The organism is Mesorhizobium sp. M0833, from assembly GCF_040319905.1.
Classification (GTDB): Bacteria; Pseudomonadota; Alphaproteobacteria; order Rhizobiales; family Rhizobiaceae; genus Mesorhizobium.
Genome location: NZ_JAMYOQ010000009.1, coordinates 1 through 25971 on the forward strand (window position 1 = coordinate 1; position 25971 = coordinate 25971).

Consider the following 25971-nt stretch of genomic DNA (forward strand, 5'->3'; position numbering starts at 1 on the left):
GTAAGCTTCATGCACTATGATCTGGGATATATCGACCTGGAACAGAGAACCTTGCAGACCATCGACAACCCGTTCGGCACGAGGTTGTCACCCATGTCTTAGGTACATTCTGTTACCCATGTCTCCGGGTCGTACCTTTGAGCGGGGGTGCGGAGTGGCAGGATTTGAACCTGCGACCCCATCGCCCCGAACGATGTAGAGTTACCAGAAAGCCGTTAAGTTCCTGGGCTCCTTCGCCACGCTCGCTCACGACTGGTCGCGTGTCCTTTCGCCGTATCTGTGGGAAACCTGTGGGATGAGCACACCGCGTTCGTATCTCGTGATTTGAGTCATACTGGGAACGGTTTGCGGCGACCTGGAGAAAACCGGCTTCTTCGTGATCTTCTCGGCGGCGTCTGCCAAGAAATTAGGATGATGATGACCGTAAGTTTCAATCAGGACATCCACTGTAATGCCAAGAAAGCCGGCAGCCTGCCACATATCGGTGCCGGCCTGCATCATCCAAGTCGCCGCGGTGTGGCGGAACACGTGCGGAGTAACGTCGGGCCCTAAGCCGGCGATTTCGCGCGCCCTCTTGAAGCTCTTGTCTATCGACTGCACCGGCTTTCCATTCCATTCGACAACAAAATCCTGCGATATTTTGCGACCGATGTTCGCACTTTTGCCGCGCGATTTGGTCTCGATGTGGAGATCGGTGCGCGCCCAGCGCCTGAGGTGCGCTAGCAGCCGCTCCGGCAAGCGTACGGGGGGCTGGCGCTTCTTGGTCTTCCTTGCGCCGGTGGCACCCCGATAGAAAATACCGCGGTCGAGGTCCACATGACCGCGCCCTTTGGTTGGACGCATGGCGGCACCGCAGATTGCGGCCGAGCGCGTTCCCGTATAAAGCGCGACGAGCATGAAGCGCGCGAGATGTCGCCCGGTGCGCCGGCAACTCTCTTGGCCCTTCCATGTTTGCTTCATTCGCCAGGCGGCCCATATGAGTGCGGCCGCCTCGCCGCGGGTCAACCAGCGTTCGCGAGCGACGGCCTTGTCAGGCAGGGTGATGGTCGGTGCGGCGGTTGTATAACCCTCCTTGCGGTAATAGTTGATGGCGGCACGAAGATCCTCGAGTTGGCGGCGCGCCGCGGCTTCGGTTGGGCGCGAGGCAACGTACTCGCGGCAGAGTTTGCCGTTGATGGCGGCGAGAGTTTTTTCGCCGAAGAAATCAAGGATTTTGTCCAGCCGAGCCGCGGTCTCTTCTGGTGTGGCGTGCTTCGGTGCAACCTCTTTAAGGTAGAGGTTGACCACATCGGCAATTAAGACTTCCTCGGCTCCGCGCGCTCGGTGGTATTTGCTTCCGATGTAGGCGGCGAGCGCCTTTTCCGCTTCAGTTCCCGGACGGCTTTTTTCGCCGCCGCCAGCGCTGATGAAGCTGGTCCCATCGCGGATAAACCATCCAGCTTTGTTTCGGAGCGTTCCATCTTTTTTCCAGCTTTCGTCACGCCATACAAGGCGTGGCCCTTTCGACGTCCGCGGCATAGTTCCCTCATCCTCGTGATTGCTATCAAGGTCACGTATTCCTTTCCGGCGATTAGCTCCGTTTCAAGCCGACCGGCGTCACGTTCCTTACGTAGGCCTGCTGCACTCATCGAGCCGTCGGGAAAGGCAATTCGCGCAGCGATTTCGACGCGCAATGGCGTGGTTTCGTCGAATTGGTCGGGGATTTTCAATAAGAAGTCCTCAGCAGTCCTTAGGCCCAAGCTGTTCGCGGATCTCGTTGAGCACGCCGTTCTGTCTCGCCATTCTGGATACGGTCCTGCTAGAGAACTCTTGTCCAAAAAACCCGCTGCGAAAACCGCCGCCCGGAGGTGCTGCGGCGAAGAGGCGCCTTCGACCTGTCAATCGGCGTGATTACGCCACCAAGTCTTTGGCTGGCCTCTGCTTCCAGTCCGGCCAGACACACTCCTAAGGGGATTCGACCATCGGTTCAGTATCGACACTGCCGGCATGGCCCCTTGCGCCGCAACGCCTGCGCGCCCCGCGCCGCCTCTCAGGCGAGCAGGGAATCGGACTATCTCCTTCGCTTCTTGGCTGGCAACGTTATTGCTGGCGACGATTAGCGGCAGGCCGCCCGTGATGACCATCCACGTCCAAATCGTTTTCCCGTCGCAAAAAGCGCTCTATTCGCGATGGAGCTCAGCCGCATAGCCTCGGTGTCGCACGCTACCGACCGCGCTCCTGTTCATCGCAGCGCCGTGGCGCGCTGCTGCACGTTTGTATGTTGCAGCCGCGTTTGTAAACAGGAGCGCCGTGACTGAGTTGCTATCCCGCGACAACTTCGGTTGGCTGCCAAGCACAAGAGGACAAGGAGTGCCGGGATCTCCATGACGGGTTTGAAGCTCGAGAGAGAGGCTCTCGACTGCCCGTCTCGGAGTACATCCCGATGGCGACTACCGTTCAGAAAATTACCCTTTTGTCCTCGCGAGACATCACCTTCAGGAAGTTGGTGTTCTCCCAGTCCCAGGCCCGCATCAAGGCTGACATCTGGATCGAGGACCTGCCTGACCTCGTAGCTGAAGTGGCGAGCCACTCGCGCCTTATCGCGCCCAAGACCAGCAGTGGAGGCATCGACCGCCTCGCAGTCGAGATTCGCGCCGGGTCGGCCCATCCCACTAAGCCGCAGGCACTCGGACCCGCGAATTGGGCCGAGCTGCGGGAACCCTATCCCATGCAGCGCATCGACACGCGGGAGGACGCGTGATGGCCCGCCACGGTGCGTCAGAACTGGCGCACCGCCTCGGCCGGCAGGCTGAGGCGGTTTGTCGCTATTATCTTTCGAACGGGCATCGTGAGGGCCGCTACTGGCTTGTCGGCGATGTGCAAAACACGCCGGGCCGCTCAATGTTCGTGCGTCTCGTCGGGTCAGCGAACGGAAAAGGAGCCGCCGGCAAGTGGGCCGATGCGGCGACTGGCGAGCATGGCGACCTTCTGGACGTCATCCGCGAAAGCCGCGGCTTCAGCAACTTCAAGGACGTTGTCAATGAAGCAATGGCGTTTCTCGGCTTCCCGCATCCCGAACCAGAGCAGATCTCTCCCCGGCAGAAATCGGTAGACACGCCATCCGGATCATCGGGAGCAGCGCGTCGGCTGTTTGCGATGTCGCAGCCGATTGCGGGTACAGTCGTAGAGGCGTATCTGCGCAACCGCAGTATTACCGCTTTGCACGGGACCGAAAGCCTGCGTTTTCACCCGCACTGCTACTACCGGCCCGACGAATACGCGCCGACCGAGACCTGGCCGGCGATGATCGCTTCCGTCACCGATCTCGACGGCCATTTGACTGGCGCACATCGCACCTGGCTTGATCCTTCCGGCAGGGGCAAGGCACCGGTCGGTACGCCGAAGCGCGCGATGGGCGATCTTCTCGGTCACGCGGTTCGCTTTGGCCTGCCGGGCGACGTCATGGCGGGCGGCGAAGGCATCGAGACCGTCTTGTCGCTTCGGTGCATCCTGCCCGATATGGCTATGGCAGCGGCACTCTCGGCAGCCCATCTCGCTGCCATGCTGTTCCCCCTCACGCTGAGACGGCTCTACATCGTGCGCGATGCCGATCCAGCCGGCGACGGCGCACGTGACACCTTGATCAAAAGAGCGAATGCTGCCGGGATTGAGGCGATTGTGCTCTCGCCGATACTTGGAGACTTCAACGAAGATCTCTGTACGCTTGGCGTGGATGATCTTCGAGCACGCGCGCGTGTCCAGCTCGCGCCGCAGGACATCGCCCGTTTCATGGCAGTGGCGGGATAATTTGGAACGAACAACCTGTCCGCTGTCGCTTGCATCGCTTCGGATGCCCCGAAGTCGGAGAGAACCGCGCCTGCGGGCCTTCGAGAGGGCGATCGGCCAGCAAACGAGCCAGACCCGCAATGTCTTCGGCCGACTATTTTCCGGCGCGCTCCCAAGGGAGCGCTTTCCATCGCGAAGCAAAATAGCCGGCCTTCCCCCTCCTCCGCTGACACTCCGGCCCTTCGCTTCGCTGCGGGTGCAGGTCCGTCCCGCCCGCCGGCTTCCGTCGCCATGAAGGCCGCGAGGGTCGCGGTCCAACCGCGGAGCATCCAATGAGCGAGCATAACGACTACGAACCACAGCGCTCGTCTTCACCCATCGACCAAGTCCTCACCGAACTCCAGCTCTATGGCTACCGGCCCTTCGCAGATGAGCCTGATCCTCGACCGCTTCCAGAGGGCCACTGCGTCGCCGGCGCGATCGCCGACATCTTCGACGCCCTCATCGTGGCACTACAAGACACTCGCCTCGAGCCCGATCTCGACGATCTTCTATGGTCGACCGTCAACATCTTTCACCGCGCCGCAGATCGGATCGAGCGCGAGCTCGACCACAACGAGCAGGCGCAACGCCGCAGCCAGTGTGAGCAGGACGGCAGCGAAGTGAAATCCGTCGAGCTGGAACGCCTGACGGCCGAAGGGCAGACGCTGATCGAACGCCAAAGCGCCTTCGAACTGATGCGTGATCAGGCCGCGGAGCACTATGAGCGCCACACCGGATCCAGTTGGCGACCGCGCAGCGGATCGATGGTCAACCACCGCAACCTGACCTCTGCGCTGATCGACAGCCGCGACTTTCTCAGCGCCAAGAAACGTGCCTCGCAGGAAGTCCTTCTGCCACCTGGCCCGAAAATCGCCTTCACCGCTGGGCTCGACTTCAATGACCACCAGCTGATCTGGGCCAAGCTCGACCAGGTCCACGCCCGGCATCCCGACATGGTCTTGATGCACGGGAAATCGCCGAAGGGTGGCGAAAAAATCGCCTCCTGTTGGGCAGATCATCGCAAGGTACCCCAAATCGGCTTTGCCCCTGATTGGACAAGGCATGCCAAAGCCGCTCCGTTCAAGCGCAATGACGCAATGCTGGAGTTGCTGCCGATAGGCGTCATCGTCTTTCCCGGGACCGGAATTCAGGACAGTCTTGCTGACAAGGCAAAAAAGCTCGGCATCCCAGTCCTCGACTTCCGCCCCAAGGGAGGCGGCGCGTAAGCGCTGCCCGCCCTACCCTTTGTCGATTGTACAATACGGCCGCGGTCGGGCGGCGCGGCGCCGCCCGTCTTATGCGATACTCAAGTCCGCGCCCTGGCAAAGGCGAGCGACGCCGTCACGCTTGCCGTCAACGTTTCAGCTGCGTCGCAGCTGGCATCACAGCTGCGAATAACGACGCCTGTTCAACCGAACAGGGGCCGGATCTGGGCGAACTCATCGAACACCGGCGTGGGCAGGATGCTTGTTCTTGAGCGGCCGTCGCATTGTTAGCGTTGTCGCTGACACGGCATCGCGCGACGCACAGTTCGAATCCACCACGGCGTGCCGTCTCGTTCCAGAGATAGCGGATATCCGGTGATGCACGTCAGCCGTGACTTGAACCGTGTCTTAAGCGCGGTGCTGACAACAGCTTGCGACTCGCACTGCCTGTACAGAGGAGCATCGACGCCGCTGATCCTCGTGGCCGGGATTTCGCCAGCGACGGTATCGCCAGGTTCTCCGTTGATGTCTCTATCTGGTGGGCCGCTCCAAACGGCCTCTTTAATGGGCTGATCTGGCCGAAGGTCGGCTGCGCCTCGATCGCCTAAGCCGCAATGGCGCCGATCGACTTTCTTCCCCTGCCGGCTGCGCCGTCATTTCCTCGCCAAACAACAAAGTCGCCTGGCTGCCATCCTCCGCTGGCGCTGCGGTCGCAAGCGATGCGGCGTCGATCGCCTCCGGCCCGCCGATCGCCATCGAGGCCGCAACGGTGCGGGCTCGAAACAGAGTTCAAGGAGAAAACTCATGGCGATAATCGGAACCTTCAAGAGGGCCGGCAACAACGAGTTCACCGGCGAAATCGTGACCCTCTCGCTCCAGACCAAGAACGTCCGGGTCGTGCCCGAGACCAACCGCTCTGGTGACAGCGCCCCCAGCCACCGTGTCTTCGTCGGGCAGGTCGAGATCGGCGCCGCATGGTCCAAGCGCTCCAATGACGGCCGCGACTATCTCGGCATGAAGCTGGACGATCCGAGCTTCACTGCTCCGATCTACGCCAACCTCTTCAACGATGAGGAAGGCGAAGGCTTCAGCCTCGTCTGGTCCCGCCCCAACGGGCGCCGCAACGCCGAGTAAGGCCCCGACCAAGGCTCCGCCCGGACGAACAGGGCGGGGCCGCTCTCCTTTTACCCGACAAGCTGAGCGCAGTCGCTGCGCAACGAGCTCCGTCGGTCTGTGGGGCGACTACCGGTCGTGTTCGCGACTGGAGACTTCATTCCTGCATGTTGCCTCGCCGATCATCGAAAATTCGCGGTGCTTCCCGCGTCAACTCACGGTGCCGATTTTCTGATCAACTCGCATGGGTCCACATTCAGCGCAGTGGCGATCCTGCCAAGAACACTGATGCTGGCCGAGACCCGAGCGCGCTCGATCGATCCCACGTAACGCATGCTCAGTCCAGAGCGGGCGGCCAGTTCCTCCTGCGTCACGTTCTGGTCATGGCGCAGACGACGCATGTTGGCCGCCATGATCTCCTTGAGGTTCATGACGGATTAGGGATCAGAAAGGGAACTATCGTTCTAGGAATGATCGTTCCTATTCGCTATGATTGGTGCTCGATCTGCAGGACGGCTCCTTCGAGATCGCGATCGAAATATGAACGGTCAAATACCATGCCTAAACCGCTGCTCGATCCTGATGTCGCCGACATTGCGCCGGATGCTCCGGTCCTGACCGGCTATGACGAGGAGCGTCTGCTCACCTATATTCGCCTGCTTGACGCGGCAGCCGAAGATGCCGATTGGCGAGAGGTGGCCAGGATCGTCTTGCATATGGACCCGGAGCAGGAGCCGGAACGAGCGTTCCGGTCCTGGGAGACCCATCTTGCCCGCGCGCGATGGATGACGACCAGCGGCTACCGATATCTTCTCGCCGGCGGCGCTCCGCACTGACGCGACCGGCGCTCCACTTTGCTGAATCGGCATAATGTTTTGCCGACTCTCCAACTATCCAACTTCCTTATCCCCCTGAATGTTGACGCCGACGCCTCACATCCGGGTACGCGGCGAGGACAGGAACAGTGCAAGGCGATTGGACCGATCCGGCGGCGTATGCACATATGTGCAGCTACCAGGCTACGGAGTTCGCTGCCGAGTATCTGATCCGGAATGACGAATTCGTGGCAGAGTGCAGCCAGCTTGCATCGCAACCCGCTGGTTCTGGAGAACCTGCCGGTCAGCCCGATCTCGCCGCCCGTTGGGGCGCGCGATTTCAAAACTGCCGCTGCCGGAGTTCCGAAAGCTGACAATATCATCTGGACGGAACAGGCCTCGCCGCGCGTGCTCCGGGTCATGCGGGTATCTGCATCCGATCAGACAGTTCGACCTTCCAGCCTTGGCGGAGCCAGCGTTTGGCCGCAGGACGAAGGCCTTCACATTATTTGGTCTACCTCAATTGGGAAAAGTCATCTCGTCGCTAACGACCGCGCCGGTGAATTCAACGCCATCCTTCTGCCGCTCGACGCTGCATTCGAGACGCGGCTCGATGCAGCGCGCCGGTTCTGGCGCGCACTGAACGGCCGGGCAGCCGGTCCATCCTACGGCGCACTGCCGCAACAGACCAAGACCCGGCATATCCTCAATTTACGCGCACATGATGGTCACCGCAGGGGTGCAACCTATCGTCAGCTCGCGGAGGTGCTGTTCTCGCAAGAGCCGATTGTGCCGCGAGATTGGCGTGATCATCATCTCCGCCACAAGGTCCGAGCTATCTTACGCCGTGCAGCTTTTTTAGTCGCCGGCGGCTATCGCGATCTTCTCTTCTACCCCCACAACCGCAGCGAAAAGTCCGGCCGCCGAAGTCCTTCTTCGGGGTAGCAAAAACGCACCCCCCAATCTTTGCCCTCCCTCGCCTTTCCTCATTTCGATCATGGTCCACTTCGCGCGTCCCGGCAGGCCAGGACGACAGCAGAACCGAATGGAGATCGAGCGATGTCGAAGGGTCCCGCGGACGCGCCCCAAAAGTATTTGCGCACGAAGGAGGCAGCAAACATCGTCGGGCTCTGCGCCCGCACACTCGAAAAGCACCGGACCTACGGCACCGGCCCAAAATACCGAAAGGTCGGCGGGCGCGTTCTCTACGACATCAACGACCTGCACGCTTGGATAGATCTGGGCGCACGCACCTCCACCAGCGATGCCAACGCGACCTATGTTCCGCCGGCAAAACCCCATGCAGCCCGCGCGCCCGCCTATGTCGGCAGGCGCGACCGCAGCTCCTGATCTGTGGCGCACCGCAATGCAGTATCGCGAGACCGTTCAGCAGCAATTTGCGCTGTCTCATGTCCCCTCATCCGGCTTCGCTCCACCCGGCACGCAGGACGTTGTGGCGTGGCAACTCGTCTTGTTGGTGAAATCCCGCCACCTGAGACCGATCCATTCTCATGCGGGCGAAGAATCGACCTGCGTTGAGGCGGCAAGTGTGCACGGCATAGCAGCGATTTGGAACGCTGCCATCCTGGTCTGGGCTGCGTCGCAAACCATCCACGCGCAAGCCAGGAGATTGCAACTGCGGCGCGTGGTAGCGGCGAAACAGCAGCAAACCCTGACGTTCATGTCGCCGCGTAATCGGCGCCATGTCCACAGCCGGATAGCCCCACGCGAGCAGCCGAGCCGATACACGGCCCAGCGTCGTAAAACTTGCCTGCTGCGCCCCGGGATCGAGTCATGAGCAAGCGCACAAAGATCATCGCCACGATGATTGGCGGCGCAGTGCTCGCGGCGGCGCCGGCATGGATAAGCCCTCCGCCGCTGTCCATCTGGAACGCATCGGCGAGCATCCCCGTCGGGCTCTATCGCGTCCAGCCGGCCGACAAAATCGGTATTGCCGATATCGCCGTCATCATGCCGCCCGAGCCATTGGCGGCCTTCATGGCAAGACGCGGGTATCTGCCGAAAAATGTGCCGCTCCTGAAGCCTATTTTAGCACTGGGAGGCGCAACCGTCTGTCGCCAAGGCACAACGATCATCGTCAACGGCAAGACGTATGGACATGCGCGCGAGCGTGACAGTCGCGGTCGACCCCTGCCCATCTGGCAGGGCTGCCGCGACATTGCCGAGGCGGACGTCTTCCTTATGAACCCGGGTGCGGCCGACAGTTTTGACAGCCGCTATTTCGGCCCGCTCCCGCTCTCATCAATCGTTGGCCGCGCGGTTCCCGTCTGGACCACGGAGCCCACCACTCCGGTGCTGGAGGTCACCCACGATCCCCTTTCTAGCGAGCCGTGACGGCTCGGCTGAACGCGCACTAACACTCATGAAAGGAGCACTGCAATGACCCAGATCGGAACCTTCACGCGCAATGATGACGGCTTCTTCGGCAATCTCTCCACGCTAACAATCGAGGCGAAGATTGCCATTCTGCCTGCCGAGAAATCAAAAACCGAAAACGCGCCCGACTATCTGATCTATTGCGAAGGGATGGCGGTCGGTGCGGCTTGGGACCGCGCCGGAGACAAGGCTGGGGATCACCTCTCCGTCTCAATTGACGACCCGTCCTTTACGCAGCCGATCCGCGCCAAGCTGTTCAGGTCCGATGCAGAGAACAGCGTCTGGAGCCTGCACTGGAACCGATCCTCGAAGCGCGACGGGCGAGGCTGAACAGATGCTTCTGGAGCCCTTCGACGAATCTTTCTCGCCAACCCTTTTGATCCATTGCGTGCCGGTCAAACCCTTCGACCCGATCGCCCGCGACGCAGCCCAGAGGGGGCCGGACACTTGCCTGTGGCTCCGGACACCGATCTCATCACAGTTTTGGCAAAGCCGGTTCGATCGGCGAGCCCCTGCCCTTAACGGAAGCGAACACCGTCGCAGGCTGGCGGCGCATCGGTTCTGCGGTCTGCGGGATGCAGTCCACAGAGGCATGACGACGTTTGCCGCATGTGTCATGCTCGGCTTCGTGGCGCCCGAAACTGGTGCAGCGGCTTCCTCTGGTGAACGGCCGGCGCACTCCGAGTCGACGATCTTGTCGGCTGGCCCGTGGTCGCGGCATATCCGGGAAGCGTCAAAACGCTTCGCGATTCCAGAGCGGTTGCTGCGCGGCGTCATGCATGTTGAGAGCGTCGGCGATGTTCGTGCGCTTTCAAGCAAGGGCGCAATGGGCTTGATGCAGATCATGCCGGCGACGTGGGAAGAACTGCGCATCAAATACCGTCTCGGTGACGATCCCTATCGACCGCGTGACAACATTCTTGCAGGTGCAGCATATCTTCGCGAAATGCTCGACAGCTTCGGGCGCAGCGGCTTTCTTGCCGCTTACAATGCCGGTCCTGGTCGGTACACGGAACATCTCTCGACCGGCCGTCCGCTCCCACGCGAGACGGTCGATTACGTTAGGAAACTCGCGCCGCTGCTTGATGGTGCAGTTCTCAGTCCGCGCCGCGCGCGGCAAAGAAGGGGCAGAGCCAGCTCACTCCGTGCAACGATCTTTGCGCATCCCCATGACATTCGGAACGCCGCTGTATCGGATGGCAATGGTTATGCCGAGACGATCTTTGCGGCGATTCATTCGTCAGCGATGCAGTCGCCAATGGGCCATCCTGTTGCGGACCTGACCGCGATCGAGCCACGGCGGAGTGAAACCGATTTCCAATCGAACCACGCTGTTTCCGGCCTATTCGCTCAGCCCTCTTTAGGCATATCGCGATGATCGCCACGTTCCTCCTCAATTCCATTCCGGCCTGTTCCGTCGCGGAAATTGCGGCGGAAGGGTTGGCCGCAGATGAGGACAGAGAGAGTGGCAGGATAAAGGGCCGCGAGGTGCGGCTCGGTTCGGCCGATTGTTTTCCTTACAATTTTCGACTCATTTCGCGATGTGCTGCCACAATCAGCGATGTGCGCTATCCCCATTTTTTCAGTCTTTCAATGGAAACCGCACCTCGTGGCCGCCTAGCATGAAGCGTGACGATACCTTTCGCGTCCGCCCCGGTCGTATCCGCTCCCGCGCCGGCCAGCGCGCACGACCCTTCATCTTCCAGGCTCTTGCGGCCACACAGCGCGCCGGCGGTCACCTTACATGCGAGGGTCGGATCACCTCCCCGCGAGCTTCAACGTTTGGCCGCGGCAGGTCAGCGAGCATCCGCGCCAGTCGCCTCATCTCTGACCGCTCACGCGGCGCCGTCGTCAAGACCCGTGTGGTGCGGCAGTTCAGAGGGTCTGCGCCACTCGCCACCCATCTCAAATATCTTCGCCGCGAAGGTGTTACGCGTGATGGTGAGAAGGCGAGGATGTTCGGCCCTGAGACCAAAGAGGCAGATCATGACGCCTTCTGCGATCGCTGCAAGGACGATCGGCATCACTTCCGTTTCATCGTTTCACCGGACGACGCAATGGAGCTCGGCGACCTCAAGAACTTCACTCGTGACCTGATGGTCGACATCGAGCGCGACCTCGGCACGAGGCTCGACTGGATAGCCGTCGACCACTGGAACACCAAACATCCGCACGTTCATATCCTCGTTCGCGGCGTTGCCGACGATGGCGAGAGTCTTGTCATCTCGCGCGACTACATCCGCCAAGGCATGCGCGATCGGGCGAGCGACATTCTCACCCAGACGCTTGGGCTCCGCACCGACCTCGACATCCGCCAGGCCATCGAGCACCAAGTCGACAATGAGCGCTGGACGCAGCTCGATCGCCAGCTTGTTCGTGACGCCGACCGTCATGGTATCATTGATCTCGCGCCACACCCTGATCGCCATCCCGACCAGTTCCTTGGGCTCAAAGTCGGCCGGCTGCGGCAACTGGAATGCCTGGGTCTCGCGAACGAGATCGGTCCCGGCCAATGGATGGTGGTCGAAGAGGCCGAGGCCACTTTGCGCGCCCTCGGTGAACGCGGCGACATCATCAAGCGCATGCACCGCAGTCTCACCGTGCATGGGCTAGAAAAGGGGACAGTCGACTACGTGCTGGCCGCGGAAAAAATTGATGCGCCCGTGATCGGCCGACTGCTCGAACGCGGCCTTGATGACGAACGGCGCGGCGCGGCCTATGCCATCGTCGATGGCATCGATGGACGCACGCACCACATTCGCTTCCATGATCCTGATGCGGCAGGAGATTCCGACCCGGGCTCGGTCGTGGAGTTGTGTCGCGATGCGAGTGCAAATGGCGGTGGCCGGGTCACGCTCGCCGTCCGCTCCGACCTCTCAATCGAACAGCAGGTCCATGCTTCCGGCGCGACTTGGCTCGATCGCCAACTCGTTGCACGCGAGCCCGCCGAATTCGGTGACGGCGGCTTTGGCAAGGACGTAAGACGGGCACTGCAAGATCGGGTAGATCACCTTGTCAGGCGCGATCTGGCCAGGCGCGAGGGACAGCGCGTCATTTTTGCCCGCAATCTGATCGATACACTACACGATCATGAGGTGGAATCGCTCGGTGCCCGCGTCGCCGCCGAGACGGGCCTGTCATTCACGAAGGCCGCCAACGGCAATCATTTGGCTGGGATTTACCGGCGGCGTTTCTTGCTGGCTTCAGGCCGGCTCGCAATGATCGATAATGGACTCGAATTCAAGCTGGTGCCCTGGTCGCCGTCGCTCGAAAAGCGATTGGGCAATCAAGTTACCGGGGTCGTGTGTTCAGATACGGGGGGCGTGGATTGGCGCCTTGGAAAGAAGCGCGGCATCGGCTTATGATGGTTACACGCGTATGCTCTATCCTGATGCTGGGAAGCCGGCACGGTCCGTCGCACATCCTCTGTTTGTACCTGCACGGTGAAGCGCCAATGGGCTCGTAAAAACAGGGACGTTGCGAATCCTCAATCAGTCCGCGGTCAGCACGACCTTGACACTTTGAGCGCGGTCGGCGCCAAGTCGGAAGGCATCGGGGGCGGAGGAAAGCGTGCGCTCCGCCGTCACCAGCTTTAGGACGTCCACCTCCCGTGACACAATGAGGTCGACTGCGCGACCGAACTCGCTGCCGAAGCGGAAGGTGCCTTTGAGGTCGATCTCCTTGGCCATCACCGCATTGGCGGGCAGCGGGATCTGGCCACCGGGAAGATTGCCGACCTGGACCACCGTGCCGCCGCGCCGGACGCTGGCGATTGCCGCGGCAAGGCCTGCGGCAGTGCCTGAAATCTCGAACGCCACATCAAGCGAACCGCCGGCCGCGAGCGACTGGATCTCGGCGTCCCCGCTGGCAAGGTCGATCGTCCTGTCGGCGCCCAACCTGCGTGCGAAGGCGAGCGGCGCGGCGGCGATATCGACGACGGTCAGTTCAGCGCAGCCGGCAAGCCTGGCCGCGAGCATGGTCAAGAGGCCTATGGGACCGGCACCGAACAGGACGACGTTGCGGCCCCTGATGTCGCCGGCCCGCGCGACGGCGTGCAGGCTGACCGCCAGCGGTTCAGCAAGTGCGGCCGCCTGGTAGGCCACATCAGATGGAACCTTGAAACATTGCGCGGGCGTGACGTCGAACAGACTGGCGAAGCCGCCCTGCATATGCGGCGTCTTCGATGCCGAGCCCATGAAGTAGATGTTTTCGCAGAGATTGGCGCGGCCTTCCAGGCATCGAGCGCAATGCCCGCACCAGCGTGACGGATTGACCGCGACGTGGTCGCCGACGCCCAGGCCGGGTGCCGCGCCGTTGATCTCGACGATTTCGCCGGAGATTTCATGGCCGAGGACAAGCGGCGAGGTCACAACGAAGTCGCCGGTGCGGGCATGGCGGAAATAATGCAGGTCGGAGCCGCAGATGCCCCCGGCCCCGAAGCGCACACGCACCATGCCTGGTGCCAGCGGTTCGAGCGGATGCTCCACGACGCGCAGGTCCTGCGGGCCGAACAGCGTTGCGGCGATCACCTGGCCACTCACCGGATCAAGCCCATCTCGGTCGGCAGCCAGAGCGTGATGGCGGGTATGAAGGTGATCAGAAGCAGCGCCACGATAAGCGGCACCAGCCACGGCAGGATCGCCATGGTGGTGCGCTCGACCGAGAGCTTGGCGACGCGTGACAGCACGAACAGCACCATGCCGAGCGGCGGGTGCAAAAGCCCGATCATCAGATTGAGCGTCATAATCAGCCCGAAATGCACCGGGTTGATGCCGTAGACGGCGGCGACCGGCAGCAGGATCGGCACCAGAATCGTGATCGCGGCGATCGTATCGAGGAAGCAGCCGACCACCAGCATCAGGATGTTGACCAGGATCAGGAAGACCCACTTGTTTTCGGTGAGCGCGAAAATGAAGTTCGAAAACAGCTGTGCCGCCTGGCTGACGGTAAGCAGCCAGGCGAAGATCGATGCGGCGGTAACGATGAACAGTACGGAGGCGGTCGTCTCGATCGTGTCAAAGCTGGCCTTGGCAAGCAAACGCAGCGTCATCGTGCGGTAGCGCACCAGCCCGAGGAAAAGCGACCAGATCACAGCCGCCATTGCCGCCTCGGTCGGCGTGAACCAGCCCATCGTCATGCCGCCGATCAGGATGACCGGCGTCATCAGCGCCATGACCGCGGAGAAATCGAAATACCAGTCTGCGGCGATCAGCAGCAGCAGCGCGATGCCGACCGCGACGTTGATCGACAGGCCAAGCTGCACAAGCACGTAACAGCCAATCGGAAAGGCAGCCACCACCAGCACCTCGCCCGCCGCTTCGGCGAGCCGCCGAAGCTCGAAAGGCGTGTCGGAGCCCCAGCCGCGATTGTAGGCAAAGATGGCAACCGTAATCATCATCAGCATGGTCATGACCACGCCGGGCAGGATGCCGGCCATGAACAGCGCGCCGATCGAGACATTGGCCATCATGCCGTAGATGACGAAGGGCAGCGAGGGCGGAAAGATCGGCCCGAGCGTGGCGGAAGCGGCGGTGACGCCAACCGCGGCGTCGATAGGATAGCCGTGGTCCTTCATCGCCTTGATCTCGATGGTGCCGATACCGGCGGCGTCGGCGAGCGCGGTGCCCGACATGCCGGAAAAGATCACCGATCCGATGATGTTGACCTGCGCCAGGCCGCCCTTCATCCAGCCGACCAGGGCAAGGGCAAAGGAATAGATGCGCCCGGTGACGCCGGCGATGTTCATGAGGTTGCCGGCCAGAATGAAGAAGGGCACGGCGAGCAGTGGAAAGCTCTCCACCCCGGCGATCATGCGCTGGGCTGCGATGATATCGGGCGCCACGCCGTAGATGACGAGGTAAAGGATCGAGGCGGCCGCCATCGAAACAGCGACCGGCACGCCGATGAGCATCAGGACAAGAAAGCCCCCGACCAGAAGCAGCATCGCTCAGACCCCCGCCGTCTCGAACGCACCAGGACGCTCGAGCACCGAATAGCCGCGCCGGTAATTGCCGATGAAGACCTGGATCGAGCGCAGAAGCATCAGCACGAACCCGGCCAGGACGGCGTAGAAGAACCAGCGCCGCGGCAAGTTGACGGTGACCATGCGCTCATGCGCCACGATCGTGACATAGCGCCACATCAGCCAGGATCCGTAGGCGAAGAAGGCGATGCGGATAATATCGACGGCGAGCGCCAGCCAGCGGCCGACACGCTCCGGCAGATAGTGGTAAAGCACGTCGACGTGGATATGGCGCGAAAGGCGCACGCACATGGCGGCGCCGAGAAAGACAACGACGACGAGCGCATTGATGGCGATCTCCTCGGTCCAGGCAAAGCTGTTGTTCAGCGCATAACGGGTGAAGAACTGCAGGAAGACACAGACGACCATGCCCCAGAACACGGCAAGCGTGACCCAGTCCTCGATACCGTGGTCCGACAGGTCGACGCGTATCGGCACCTCCTCGAAGGCGTGCGCAATCTCTTCGACGGTGATCTCGGTGTGGTGTTCCTCGGCCATTGGCGCGGACTCCCGAAGCTGGTGGATCGTCAAGGAAGGCCGTCCGGCGCAATTTGAAGCCGGACGGATGGGCAGGTTAAAGCGGCGAATCCGATTGCCGCTCTATCCTCTTGATTGAGCATCCAGTTTCCGATGCTCTACTTGATAGCGCGGATCGCTTCCCAATCGGCCTTGTTGTACCCGAACTCCTCGAAGGTGACCTTCTCCAACACATTCTTCTCGAAGTCGGCACGGTCGACATCCGTTACGGTGATGCCGCGGTCCTTGAATACCTGCACCAGTTCCTTTTCGCGGGCGACGATCTTCGCCGTGGCGCGGGCGGCAGCCTCCTGCATCACCTCGGTAAAGATCTTCTTGTCCTCGTCGGACAGCGAGGCCCAGCGCGACGCCGATATGATGGTGTTGAGATGATCGACGATATGGCCAGTTAGCACGATATTCTTCTGCACCTCATAGAATTTCTTCGCCTCGATGGTGGTCAGCGGGTTCTCCTGGGCCTCGACCGTGCCGTTCTGCAGAGCCAGATAGACCTCGGCGAAGGCAATCGGCGCCGTGTTGGCCCCGCAGGCACGCGGCATGGCCAGATAGGCCGGCACGTCGGGAACGCGCATCTTCAAGCCCTGCATGTCGGAGCACTTGGCGATCGGCCGGTTCGAGGTGGTCTGCCGCGTCCCGTAATAAGTGGTGGCGACGATGTGATTGCCGGTCTTGTCCTCATAGCCCTTGGTCAGGGCCTTGTAGACGTCACTTTTCGTGTATTTCAGCAGATGGTCGGCATCGCGGAAAGTGTACGGGAAATAGGTGACGCCGATCGGTGGATATTCGCGCGCCGCGAAGCTCGATCCGGAAATGATGATATCGACGGTGCCGAGCATCAGGCCCTGGTTGATGTCGGCTTCCTTGCCAAGCTGCGAGGCCGGATAGACGTCGATGGCGTAGCGGCCCTGGGTGCGCTTCTTGATTTCGTCGGCAGCCCACACGGATTCGGTGTGGAAGGGCTCCGTCGTCTCGTAGACATGTGCCCATTTCAGGACCGTTTCCGCCGAGGCCGACGCCATGGGTATGGCAATTGCGGCGATCGCACCGAGCAGAACTGCGTATTTTCTCAGCATCTAATTCCTCCGTGGTTGAATTTGACGGCCGGATCTCCCCCAGGCCAACTGCTATTCCGCAACCTCCTTGGCTGCGGCTCTCTCATCGAAATTGCGTGAGAATCTGATTTGCGACTGGCGCAGATGCTGCTGCATGGCGGCCTTGGCCCGCTCGGGGTCGCGCGAGGCAATTGCATCGCGCACGGCACGATGTTCCCTTGCCGCGACCTGCCAGGAATCGCTGGTCTCGAAATAGATCGACAGGCGTTCGAAGTACGGGTTCATGCGCTGGTCGAAAAGCTCGCCGATGAAGCGCACCAGCACCGCGTTCTCGAGAATGCCGGCGACAGCGGTATGGAATTCCCGGTCGAGCGCAATGGTCATCTTGTTGGGGTGACGCATGGCCTCCATCCGGCGCAGCACGTCGTCGAGCCGTTCGATGTCTGCAGGCCGGACATGGAGGGCCGCTTCGGCGGCGATCGCGCCTTCGACGAATTCGCGCGCGCGCAACAGCTCGAAAGGCCCTTCCTCGACTTCGGGTTCGGAGGCGGCGGCGCTCGGCGGATCGGTGACGTAGATACCCGAGCCGACGCGGATGCGTATACGGCCTTCGACCTCCAACGCTATCAGCGCTTCACGGACCGTCGGGCGGGAAATTCCGAGTTGGTCGGCCAGATCCCGCTCGGTCGGCAGACGGTCGCCGACGGAAAACTCGCCGGCATCGATCAGCTGCCTGAGCTGATCGGCGACCTGTCGGTATAGCCGGCGAGGTTCAACAGCCTGGATCGGCATGCGCGTCTAATTCCCCTCACCGGCCGCCCTGGTACATTGGTCTGACCCATTGACCGCAGCCTAAACTGACGACCAAGAGAGTCAAGCTGGATAAACAGACAGAAGAAGAAGGCGCCCTGCCCGATCTATCCGGTCCACCTATGTGGCGGGGCCCGCGCAGCGGAAGGCGGCGCATTGCGAAGCATTGCATGCGTCAGCGTCGTCCTCCTCGAATGACCAGGACGTTTCCGGCGGCGACGAGGACGAGCCCGATGATCGCATACGCAGTCCAGGCATAGCCTTCCAGCGCCGTGGAGATCAAAAGCGCAAAGACGGGAAATATGACGGTCGCATAACCGGCGCGGGCGCCGCCAATGCGTCCGAGCAGCGTCAGGTAGGCGGCGAAAGCCACGACCGTCGATATGACGGCGAGGAAGACCAGCGAGCCGATATAAGAGGCGGTCGTCGCGAACACGAACGGCTCACCGAACAGGAAGGCCAGGAACGCCGACCACAAAGTGCCGTAGAGCATGCCCCAGGCGTTGGTTGAAACGAGCGGCAGGTCGCGGCGCTGGTTTGCGACGGAGACGAGATTGCCGGCGCAGAAGCTCAGGGTGCCGCAGAGGCACAGAAGAAGGCCCACCAACGTGCCGCCGGAAAGCCCGTTGGCAGCGATTTCGGGGAAGAACATCAGCGCTATGCCGGCGAAGCCGATGACGCCGCCGGCGAGAATGCGCGGCGCCGGGCGCTCGCCGATGACCAAGGCACCGAGCAGCATGTTGATGACCGAGGCGAGCGAGAAGACGACCGAGAGCAAGCCGCTGACGAGATAGCCGGCGCCATAATAGAAAAACAGGAAGTTCGACGAGAAGATGAGGATGCCAAGCACAGCAAAGCGCAAATGATCGGTGATCGGGAAGCGGAGCCGCCGACCGGAGAAACCCGCCCAGGCAAACATCAGCAGCGTGGCGATGGCGAAGCGCCAGACCAGATTGACCTCGTTCGACACGCCGCTGCCGACCTGAAGTTCGATCGCGAACCACGATGCGCTCCAGGCAATGACCGTTAGTGCGTAAAGCCCGTAGTCGACGGGTTCGAAGGGGCGGTCGCGCGTCGTCATGCGCATTTCCGCATTAGCCGGTTCCGCGGCGCCGTTTGGTTCTCTTGTTACTGACATGCTGGCGAGCCTCTTCCGCTCACAAGACGCTTACGGGCCGACTGTCCGCCTTCGCCGCTTCTGAACCCAGAAGACGAGACCGAGCAACAGCAGGGCTGGAACCGCGAACCAATAGCGCGACGGCCGCTCCGCGGGCACTAGCACCTGGTTGATTTCGTCGCCGGGCTGCAGGCCGAATTTGGCCGCCTGGCTGCCCAGTCGCACGACGCCGACCATCACGCTGTCGCCGAGCGCGCTGACGTCCAGCCCCACAGCCTTCAGGCGTTCGGCCGATGAATTTGCGGGCCCGAGTTGTAGCCGAACCAGCTTCGATATTTCATCGCCGTTGAGGTTCAGTGTCGTCAGGCGCAGGCGAACCGCTCCGCCTTCGGCTGTCTCGTCGACGATACGGCTGAGTTCGGAGGCAGGCACTGCCCGATAAGGTTCGCTCACCTGATCGAGCAACAATCCCGGTCTGAACAAGATGAAACAGGCCAGAAGCAACGCAATCGTCTCGTACCAGCGGTTGCGGACGAGCAGCCAATTCTGCGTCGCTGCTACAAACGAGACCATGGCCAGCGTCGATGTGACCACCATCGCCACGAAGTCGAACGGCCCTTCGAGATCGATCATCAGCAGGCCGGTGTTGAAGATGAAGATGAACGGCAAGAGGCCGGTACGGATCTCGTACTTGAAGCCCTGAATCCCGGTCTTCACCGGATCGGCGCCTGAAATTGCCGCAGCAGCATAGGCCGCCAGCCCCACGGGCGGCGTCACGTCCGCCATCAGCCCGAAATAGAAAACGAACATGTGGACGGCGACCAGCGGCACGGCAAGATCGTTCTGCGCCGCCAAATCGACGATGACCGGCGCCATCAAGGTGGCGACGACGACATAGCTCGCGGTGGTCGGCATGCCCATGCCGAGAATGATGCAGATCACCGCGGTGAACAAAAGCATGACGATGAAGCTGCCGCCCGAGATGAATTCGACGAGCTCGGTCATCACCAGCCCGATGCCGGTGAGCAGGACCGTGCCGACGATGATGCCGGCCGTCGCAGTGGCAATGCCGACCGTCGTCATGTTGCGCGCAGCGGCGGACAGGCCACCGACCAGATCGTCGAAACCGTGAAGCCAATGCGGTGCCAGCGCTCGGTCCTTGCGGAAAAAGGCGGTGAGCGGCCGTTGCGTGACGATCAGCGCCATCAGGGCAACAACGCCCCAGAATGCCGAGAGGCCGGGCGACAGCTCCTCCACCATCAGGCACCAGATCAGCAGGATCACCGGCAGCAGAAAATGCAATCCGGTGCGCGCCGTCTCGCCGAAGTGCGGAATCCTGACGATCTCGCCCTCCAGATCCTCGAGCGGCAGGTCGGGATAGCGCGCCCGGTAGGCGACAAGGCCGATGTAAACGGCGATCAGCGCGGCGGTAATCATCCAGGTCGCGGCCGCGCCGAAAACGATCTTCGTCCAGCCAATGCCGTAATAGACAAGCCCTGCGAGGACGATGAAGCCGCACATGCCCATCAGCCCGCGCAGCGCACCCTGAAATGCGGAGTGCGTGCGGCGTGACGGCAGGCCCTTCATCCCTGTCTTCATCGCCTCGATATCGACGATGTAGAACAACGAGCCGTAGGTCAGCAGCGCCGGATAGAAGGCGTGCTTGACCACCTCGGCATAGGAGATGCCGACATATTCCGCGATCAGGAACGCGGCGGCGCCCATCACCGGAGGCATCAGCTGACCATTGACGCCGGCCGCGCATTCGATGGCACCCGCCTTCACCGCAGAATATCCGACCCGCCGCATCAGCGGGATGGTGAAGGTTCCGGTGGTCACGACATTGGCGATCGACGAGCCGGAAATCATGCCGGTCAGGCCGGAAGCCACGACACCGGCCTTGGCCGGACCGCCGCGGTATTTGCCGAGCAGCGAGAAGGCAAGCTGGATGAAAAAGCCGCCGGCGCCGGCGCGCTCCAGCAATGTTCCGAACAGAACGAACATGAAGACGACATTGGTGGACACACCGAGGGCGACACCGAACACCCCCTCGGACGTCAGCCACATCTGCGAGGCTGCGCGCGATAACGTCGCGCCCTTGTGGCCGAGCAGGCCAGGAAGGTGAGGCCCGGCGAAAATATAGATCAGCATGATCGCCGCGATGACAGTGATGGCAGGCCCGACGGCGCGACGGGCGGCCTCGAGCAGGATGAGGACGCCGGCGATCGATACGACCAGGTCAGCTGTAGTGGGAAGACCCGGCCGGTGGGCGATATCGCTATAAAACACCAGCAGATAGAGGGCGGACGCCGCCCCGGCGATGCCTAGCACCCAGTCGGGTAGCGGCACCCGGCTGCGTGATGAGGTCTTGAAGGCCGGAAACGTCAGCATCGCCAGAAACAGGGCGAAGGCCAGATGGATGGAGCGGGCGATGCCGTCGCTGACAACGCCGAAATTGAGCATGAACGGAAGGGGCGAGGCATACCAGAGCTGGAACAGCGACCATGCAAGCGATACGCCGAGGATCAGCTTCGCGGTGCGGCCGGTCGGCTTGCGCCCACCGGTGTCGGCTTCCGCGACGATCTCGCTGAGCTTGTCGATGTCGATAACGGGTTGGTCAGGCGCTGCCGCCCGCTGGCTTTGATCTGTCATCGTTCCCCACATTTATTTGCGATGCGAGGCGCCCTTGGCGCCTCGCATTGAAGGCCTTAGAGCCAGCCCTTCTCCTTGTAATAGCGCTCCGCGCCCGGATGCATTGGCGCAGACAGACCGGTCTTGATCATCTCCTTGGGATCGAGATTGGCGAAAGCCGGATGCAGTTTCTTGAAGTCGTCGAAATTTTCGAAGACCGACTTCACCAGCTGGTAGACCACCTCATCGGGCGTGCTGGCATTCGTCACCACGGTGGCGCGGACGCCGAATGTCTTCACGTCGTCCGGGTTGTTGGCGTACATGCCACCCTTGATGGTGGCGACTGAATAGTACGGATGAGCTGCCAACAGCGCGTCCACTGCCGGACCGGTCAGCGGGATGAGCTTGGCGCCGCAGGCCGTGGTCGGATCCTGGATCGCGGCGGAAGGATGACCAACGCCGTAGAAGAAACCGTCGATCTTGTTGTCGCACAGCGCGTTGCCCTGCTCGTCCGCCTTCAGCTCCGCGGCAAGCGAGAAATCGCCGAGCGTCCAGCCCATCTGCTTCAGCAACTCCTCCATCGACGAGCGGGTGCCTGACCCGGGGTTGCCGACGTTGAAGCGTTTGCCTTTGAAGTCCTCGAATTTGATGACGCCGGCATCGGGCCGCGCCAGCACGGTAAACGGCTCGGGATGGACGGAGAAGACGGCCCGCAGATCCTTGAACGGCTTGCCTTCGAAATTTCCGGTCCCCTCATAGGCCTGGTACTGGACGTCCGATTGGGTCAAGCCGAAATCGAGGTCCCCGGTCTGGATGGAGTTGACGTTGAAGACCGAACCGCCAGTCGACTCGGTCGAGCATCGGATGCCGGTTTTCTGCCGGTCCTTGTTCATCAGCCGGCAAATGGCGCCGCCGACGGCATAGTAGACGCCGGTGACCCCGCCGGTGCCGACCGTGACGAAGCGCTGCTCGGCTCCGACGGACGGCAGCGCCAGCAGCATGCAAGCCGCCGCGCCGATCAGGGTTTTCATCGAACTGTACATGGTTGCTACCTCTCTGGTGGGTGTCCCGGCCCATCGCCGATGACGCGTTGGAACTGGTTTGAGGCGGTCCGCGTCGTGCGGGTCAGGCCGCTGAAGCGATCGCAGCGTCGATCGCCTCACCGAGCCGTTCGACGATCCGATCGATATCCTGTCTGGAAATGATGAAAGGCGGCGCCACAAGCACATGAACGCCCCGCACACCGTCAATCGTCCCGGCCATCGGATAAATCATGAGGCCGCGGGCCATTGCTTCGCGCTTGATCCGAGCGTTGAGTTCAAATCTCTGGTCGAACGGTTCCTTGCTGGCGCGATCGACCACCAGCTCGATTCCCCTGAACAGACCTCGTCCGCGAATGTCGCCGACGTGATGGTGATTATCAAAGCGCTGGTGCAGGCGCTCGTCGAGCTGCGCGCCCATTGCACTTACGTTGTCGAGCAGGCGGTCGCGCCGGATGACCTCCTGCACGGCGAGGCCGGCCGCCGCCGCCATTGGATGCCCCATATAGGTATGTCCATGCTGGAAGAAGCCCGAGCCCTGGGCAAAGGCTTCGAAGATATGCCGGCCAAGCAGCACCGCGCCGATCGGCTGGTAGCCACCGCCTAGGCCCTTGGCGATGGTCAGCAGGTCGGGAGCGATGCCGCCCTGCTCGCACGCATGCAGCGTGCCGGTACGGCCCATGCCGCACATCACTTCGTCGAGAATGAGCAGCACGCCGTAGCGGTCGCAGATCGCGCGAATGTGCTTGAAATAATCGGCGACCGACGGCACGGCGCCGAGTGTCGCACCCACCACCGGCTCGGCGACAAAGGCGATGACCGCGTCGGGGCCGAGTTCAAGGATCTTGTCTTCGAGCTGCCGAGCGGCGCGCGCCGCATAGGCTTCGTCGCTTTCGCCATGCTTTTGATAGCGATAGGCGTAACAGGGGTCGATATGGTGGGTCTCGATCAGCAACGGCCTGAACTGGGCGCGCCGCCATTCGTTGCCGCCGGTGGCGAGAGCGCCGAGCGTATTGCCGTGATAGCTCTGCCGGCGTGCGATGAGATGGCGCCGTTGCGGCTCCCCTTTCTCGACGAAATATTGCCTGGCCATCTTGAGCGCGGCCTCGACCGCCTCCGAGCCGCCGCTGACCAGATAGACGTGGTCCAATCCTTTCGGCGCGTCCTCGACCAGCCGATCCGCCAAGCGCTCCGCCACCTCGGTGGTGAAGAAGCTGGTGTGTGCGTAGGCGATGCGGTCAAGCTGGGCGTGCAGCGCGGCGATCACGTCGGGATGACCGTGGCCGAGACAGGACACGGCGGCGCCACCCGACGCGTCGATATAGGACTTGCCCTCGGCATCGAACAGTTCGATGCCTTGGCCGCGAGCGGCGACCGGCAGCGTCGAGCGGATGGTTCGATGAAGAATGTGTGTCATCGACGGTCCCTGATGGGCATTTTCTTCGGCGGACGCTGGTTCAGATGGGTCTTGAGGGCGGCGCCCTGCTCATCGAAACGTCGCAGCGACTCAACAGCGCCCTCGCCTGCCTGCCCCGCGACAAGAGCACCGAGGACCTCAGCAACGATGAAAGCTGGCGTCATGGTGTGGAAAAAGGACGGGCTGCCGGTCGGCACGACGACCAGGTGATCGGCAAGCAGCGCCAAGGGCGCTACCCCGCTGTCGGTAATCGCAATGACCGGTACGCCGCGGCCGGCAGCGTACTCGACAAGCTCGATGGTGAAGCGCGTGTAGGGCAGGACGCTGGCGGCGATCAGCACGTCGTCCCTGGTCGCATGGGCCAGAGCGTCGCCATCGGTTCCGCCGATGCCGTGCAGCAGCACCGACTTCTCGCCGATCAGCGACAGGATGTAATGCAGATGCCAGGCCACTGCGTGGCTCGAGCGCAGGCCGAGGCAATAGACGCGCCTTGCCGCACTGAGCGCCCTGGCCGTCTCGACCAGACGGTCGATCGACCTGCCTTCGGCGAGATGGGCAAGCTGGCTGGAAATCGAATCCAGAATATCGGCCGCCAGCGCGTGGTCGCCCTTGAGCTTTTGGCTGGCGACCTGAAGGCCCGCCTTGCCGGCGAAACCGATTTCGCCGTCCCGGATCGCGGCGGCGTAGATATCGCGTACCGCCTCGTAGCCATCAAGGCCGAGATGCTGGGCCAGCCGCGTCATCGTCGCCGGCTGCACTCCTGCGTGCCGGGCCTGCTCGCGCATGGACAACAGCGCGACATCATACGGCTTATCAAGGACATAGCGCGCGGCCGACCGAAGCTGCGCCGACATGCCGTCGAAGGCAGTGACGATCTGTCCAGCAAGCTCTTCCTGGTCCATGGATATTGCTAACTCGCCAGACCAGCGATTGCAACGTCTGTTTCAGTGTGATCAAAGATTGATTCATATGAATCTTGTCAATCACGGAACGTTCCCATGAAACCGGCCCATGGTCTCGACCGCATCGCCATAGCCGTCGCTCCGAACGGGGGACGTCGCGGCAAGGCCGACCATCCGGCGATTCCGCTGACACCAGCCGAACTTGCGAGGACGGCCGCGGAATGCGCCGATGCCGGTGCGGCTATGATCCACGTTCATGTCCGCGACCGAAGCGGCAATCATCTGCTCGACGCCGACGCCTACCATCAGGCGATCGCCGCCATCCGCGGTGCTGCCGGCGACCGCTTGGTAATCCAGATCACCTCCGAAGCACTCGGTATCTATTCGCCGGCCCAACAGATGGCCGTCGTACAAGATGTGAAGCCGCAAGCTGTCTCCCTGGCGCTTCGCGAAATCGTTCCTGATGCCGGATCGGAACTCGCCTTCGTGCGCTTCATGGCCTGGCTGCACACCGAGGGGGTTGCGCCACAGATCATCCTCTATTCGCCCGAGGAGGCCGTCAGGATTTCGGACATGCAGCAGCGCGGACTGATCCCTTGGGCAAGCATACCGGTTCTCTACGTGCTGGGCCGCTACACGCCGGGACAGACGTCCGTTCCGGCCGATCTCTTGCCATTCCTCGCGGCGAACATGCCGCGCTTCGACCATTGGAGCGTCTGCGCCTTCGGCCGCAATGAAGCGGCGTGCGTGACCGCCGCCGCATTGCTTGGGGGCCATGTCCGGGTCGGCTTCGAAAACAATCTTTTCCTTCCGAACGGCAGCATAGCCTCGTCCAACGCCGAGGCTGTAGGGACGGCCGCACGCATACTCGCCGACTGCGGAGTCAAGCTCGCCTCGGCCGCCGAGTTGGCGGCTCAATGGAACGCGCCGTTTCGTTCCATATGACAATGACAAACCAAAGCCCATTTTCGGCGGCAAACTCGCATAAGGCATAGAGAGGCGGCTGCAATGTCATCGCCACGGAAGAACGACATGTCCCCGCCCGCGGCGCGGCGATTGCAACAACAGTGCCGGTCGTTGTAACCATTCCGGCCGCTTGATTTGGA

General features: G+C 61.9%; 27 protein-coding genes and 1 tRNA gene. 15 read left to right on the plus strand and 13 right to left on the minus strand.

Annotation, left to right across the window (positions count from 1 at the left end; translation table 11 throughout):
- Positions 1-148 precede the first annotated feature (148 nt).
- A tRNA-Pro gene (locus NKH98_RS12255) sits at positions 149-246 on the minus strand.
- A complete protein-coding gene (locus NKH98_RS12260) occupies positions 247-1518 on the minus strand; it encodes a tyrosine-type recombinase/integrase (RefSeq protein WP_352898745.1) in 1272 nt (423 codons plus the stop codon).
- Positions 1519-2422: 904 nt separating this feature from the next.
- Here NKH98_RS12260 and NKH98_RS12265 point away from each other — a divergent pair.
- The 4 genes from NKH98_RS12265 (at position 2423) to NKH98_RS12280 (ending at position 6146) form a co-directional block, all read left to right on the plus strand.
- On the plus strand, positions 2423-2740 hold the full coding sequence (locus NKH98_RS12265) for a hypothetical protein (RefSeq protein ID WP_352899048.1): 318 nt from the start codon (positions 2423-2425) through the stop codon (positions 2738-2740).
- Positions 2740-3786 (plus strand): DUF7146 domain-containing protein, encoded by a 1047-nt coding sequence (locus tag NKH98_RS12270; protein ID WP_352898747.1) that lies wholly within the window; start codon positions 2740-2742, stop codon positions 3784-3786. The genes NKH98_RS12265 and NKH98_RS12270 overlap by 1 nt, the downstream gene beginning before the upstream one ends.
- A gap of 311 nt (positions 3787-4097) precedes the next feature.
- Entirely contained in the window at positions 4098-5033 is a 936-nt protein-coding gene (locus NKH98_RS12275) for a DUF2493 domain-containing protein (RefSeq protein ID WP_352898748.1), read from the plus strand.
- Positions 5034-5816: 783 nt separating this feature from the next.
- Positions 5817-6146, plus strand: a complete 330-nt coding sequence (locus NKH98_RS12280) for a DUF736 domain-containing protein (RefSeq protein WP_352896004.1) — start codon at positions 5817-5819, stop codon at positions 6144-6146.
- 194 nt (positions 6147-6340) lie between these two features.
- Here NKH98_RS12280 and NKH98_RS12285 read toward each other — a convergent pair whose 3' ends face one another.
- Positions 6341-6556: a helix-turn-helix domain-containing protein gene (locus tag NKH98_RS12285; RefSeq protein ID WP_023674290.1), complete on the minus strand. Its 216-nt coding sequence runs from the start codon at positions 6554-6556 to the stop codon at positions 6341-6343.
- Positions 6557-6682: 126 nt separating this feature from the next.
- On the opposite strand from NKH98_RS12285, the gene NKH98_RS12290 reads away from it, so the two are divergent.
- The 10 genes from NKH98_RS12290 to NKH98_RS12335 all read left to right on the plus strand — a co-directional run bounded on the left by NKH98_RS12290 (position 6683) and on the right by NKH98_RS12335 (position 12702).
- Positions 6683-6961 (plus strand): DNA -binding domain-containing protein, encoded by a 279-nt coding sequence (locus NKH98_RS12290; protein ID WP_352895633.1) that lies wholly within the window; start codon positions 6683-6685, stop codon positions 6959-6961.
- A 167-nt stretch (positions 6962-7128) separates the two neighbouring features.
- The gene (locus NKH98_RS12295; protein WP_352476789.1) at positions 7129-7314 is read left to right on the plus strand and encodes a transcriptional regulator domain-containing protein; all 186 of its coding nucleotides are present in this window, start codon (positions 7129-7131) and stop codon (positions 7312-7314) included.
- Positions 7315-7360: 46 nt separating this feature from the next.
- Entirely contained in the window at positions 7361-7885 is a 525-nt protein-coding gene (locus tag NKH98_RS12300; protein WP_352895635.1) for a DUF2285 domain-containing protein, read from the plus strand.
- A 114-nt stretch (positions 7886-7999) separates the two neighbouring features.
- A complete protein-coding gene (locus tag NKH98_RS12305) occupies positions 8000-8290 on the plus strand; it encodes a helix-turn-helix transcriptional regulator (protein ID WP_254818552.1) in 291 nt (96 codons plus the stop codon).
- Positions 8291-8306: 16 nt separating this feature from the next.
- Entirely contained in the window at positions 8307-8738 is a 432-nt protein-coding gene (locus NKH98_RS12310; protein ID WP_352898749.1) for a replication initiator protein A, read from the plus strand.
- Positions 8735-9295: a S26 family signal peptidase gene (locus NKH98_RS12315; protein ID WP_352898751.1), complete on the plus strand. Its 561-nt coding sequence runs from the start codon at positions 8735-8737 to the stop codon at positions 9293-9295. The genes NKH98_RS12310 and NKH98_RS12315 overlap by 4 nt, the downstream gene beginning before the upstream one ends.
- Before the next feature lie 45 nt (positions 9296-9340).
- Positions 9341-9667 (plus strand): DUF736 domain-containing protein, encoded by a 327-nt coding sequence (locus tag NKH98_RS12320; RefSeq protein WP_352895641.1) that lies wholly within the window; start codon positions 9341-9343, stop codon positions 9665-9667.
- 4 nt (positions 9668-9671) lie between these two features.
- Positions 9672-10715, plus strand: a complete 1044-nt coding sequence (locus NKH98_RS12325) for a lytic transglycosylase domain-containing protein (protein WP_352898753.1) — start codon at positions 9672-9674, stop codon at positions 10713-10715.
- Positions 10712-10963, plus strand: a complete 252-nt coding sequence (locus NKH98_RS12330) for a hypothetical protein (RefSeq protein ID WP_254818547.1) — start codon at positions 10712-10714, stop codon at positions 10961-10963. Before NKH98_RS12325 ends, NKH98_RS12330 begins: the two co-directional genes overlap by 4 nt.
- A complete protein-coding gene (locus NKH98_RS12335; RefSeq protein WP_352898755.1) occupies positions 10960-12702 on the plus strand; it encodes a relaxase/mobilization nuclease domain-containing protein in 1743 nt (580 codons plus the stop codon). The genes NKH98_RS12330 and NKH98_RS12335 overlap by 4 nt, the downstream gene beginning before the upstream one ends.
- Before the next feature lie 126 nt (positions 12703-12828).
- Here NKH98_RS12335 and NKH98_RS12340 read toward each other — a convergent pair whose 3' ends face one another.
- The 10 genes from NKH98_RS12340 to NKH98_RS12385 form a co-directional block, all read right to left on the minus strand.
- Entirely contained in the window at positions 12829-13878 is a 1050-nt protein-coding gene (locus NKH98_RS12340; protein WP_352777288.1) for an L-idonate 5-dehydrogenase, read from the minus strand.
- Positions 13875-15281, minus strand: a complete 1407-nt coding sequence (locus NKH98_RS12345; RefSeq protein WP_254818544.1) for a TRAP transporter large permease — start codon at positions 15279-15281, stop codon at positions 13875-13877. Before NKH98_RS12345 ends, NKH98_RS12340 begins: the two co-directional genes overlap by 4 nt.
- Positions 15282-15284: 3 nt before the next feature.
- The gene (locus NKH98_RS12350) at positions 15285-15857 is read right to left on the minus strand and encodes a TRAP transporter small permease (RefSeq protein WP_352508693.1); all 573 of its coding nucleotides are present in this window, start codon (positions 15855-15857) and stop codon (positions 15285-15287) included.
- Positions 15858-15994: 137 nt separating this feature from the next.
- Positions 15995-16969 carry a sialic acid TRAP transporter substrate-binding protein SiaP gene (locus tag NKH98_RS12355; RefSeq protein WP_502894239.1) on the minus strand — a complete coding sequence of 325 codons (975 nt, stop codon included), beginning with the start codon at positions 16967-16969 and terminating at the stop codon, positions 15995-15997.
- A 51-nt stretch (positions 16970-17020) separates the two neighbouring features.
- The gene (locus NKH98_RS12360; RefSeq protein ID WP_352898758.1) at positions 17021-17740 is read right to left on the minus strand and encodes a FadR/GntR family transcriptional regulator; all 720 of its coding nucleotides are present in this window, start codon (positions 17738-17740) and stop codon (positions 17021-17023) included.
- A 193-nt stretch (positions 17741-17933) separates the two neighbouring features.
- Complete coding sequence (locus tag NKH98_RS12365; RefSeq protein ID WP_352898760.1) at positions 17934-18839, minus strand: DMT family transporter; 906 nt, start codon at positions 18837-18839, stop codon at positions 17934-17936.
- Positions 18840-18926: 87 nt separating this feature from the next.
- Positions 18927-21527 (minus strand): TRAP transporter permease, encoded by a 2601-nt coding sequence (locus NKH98_RS12370; RefSeq protein ID WP_352898763.1) that lies wholly within the window; start codon positions 21525-21527, stop codon positions 18927-18929.
- 56 nt (positions 21528-21583) lie between these two features.
- Positions 21584-22537 carry a TAXI family TRAP transporter solute-binding subunit gene (locus NKH98_RS12375; protein ID WP_352899033.1) on the minus strand — a complete coding sequence of 318 codons (954 nt, stop codon included), beginning with the start codon at positions 22535-22537 and terminating at the stop codon, positions 21584-21586.
- Positions 22538-22631: 94 nt separating this feature from the next.
- Positions 22632-23963 carry an aspartate aminotransferase family protein gene (locus NKH98_RS12380; RefSeq protein WP_352898765.1) on the minus strand — a complete coding sequence of 444 codons (1332 nt, stop codon included), beginning with the start codon at positions 23961-23963 and terminating at the stop codon, positions 22632-22634.
- Positions 23960-24865 carry a MurR/RpiR family transcriptional regulator gene (locus NKH98_RS12385; RefSeq protein ID WP_352476750.1) on the minus strand — a complete coding sequence of 302 codons (906 nt, stop codon included), beginning with the start codon at positions 24863-24865 and terminating at the stop codon, positions 23960-23962. Before NKH98_RS12385 ends, NKH98_RS12380 begins: the two co-directional genes overlap by 4 nt.
- 96 nt (positions 24866-24961) lie before the next feature.
- Between NKH98_RS12385 and NKH98_RS12390 the strand changes: the two genes are divergently transcribed.
- On the plus strand, positions 24962-25810 hold the full coding sequence (locus tag NKH98_RS12390; protein WP_352898767.1) for a beta-keto acid cleavage family enzyme: 849 nt from the start codon (positions 24962-24964) through the stop codon (positions 25808-25810).
- Positions 25811-25971 lie beyond the last annotated feature (161 nt).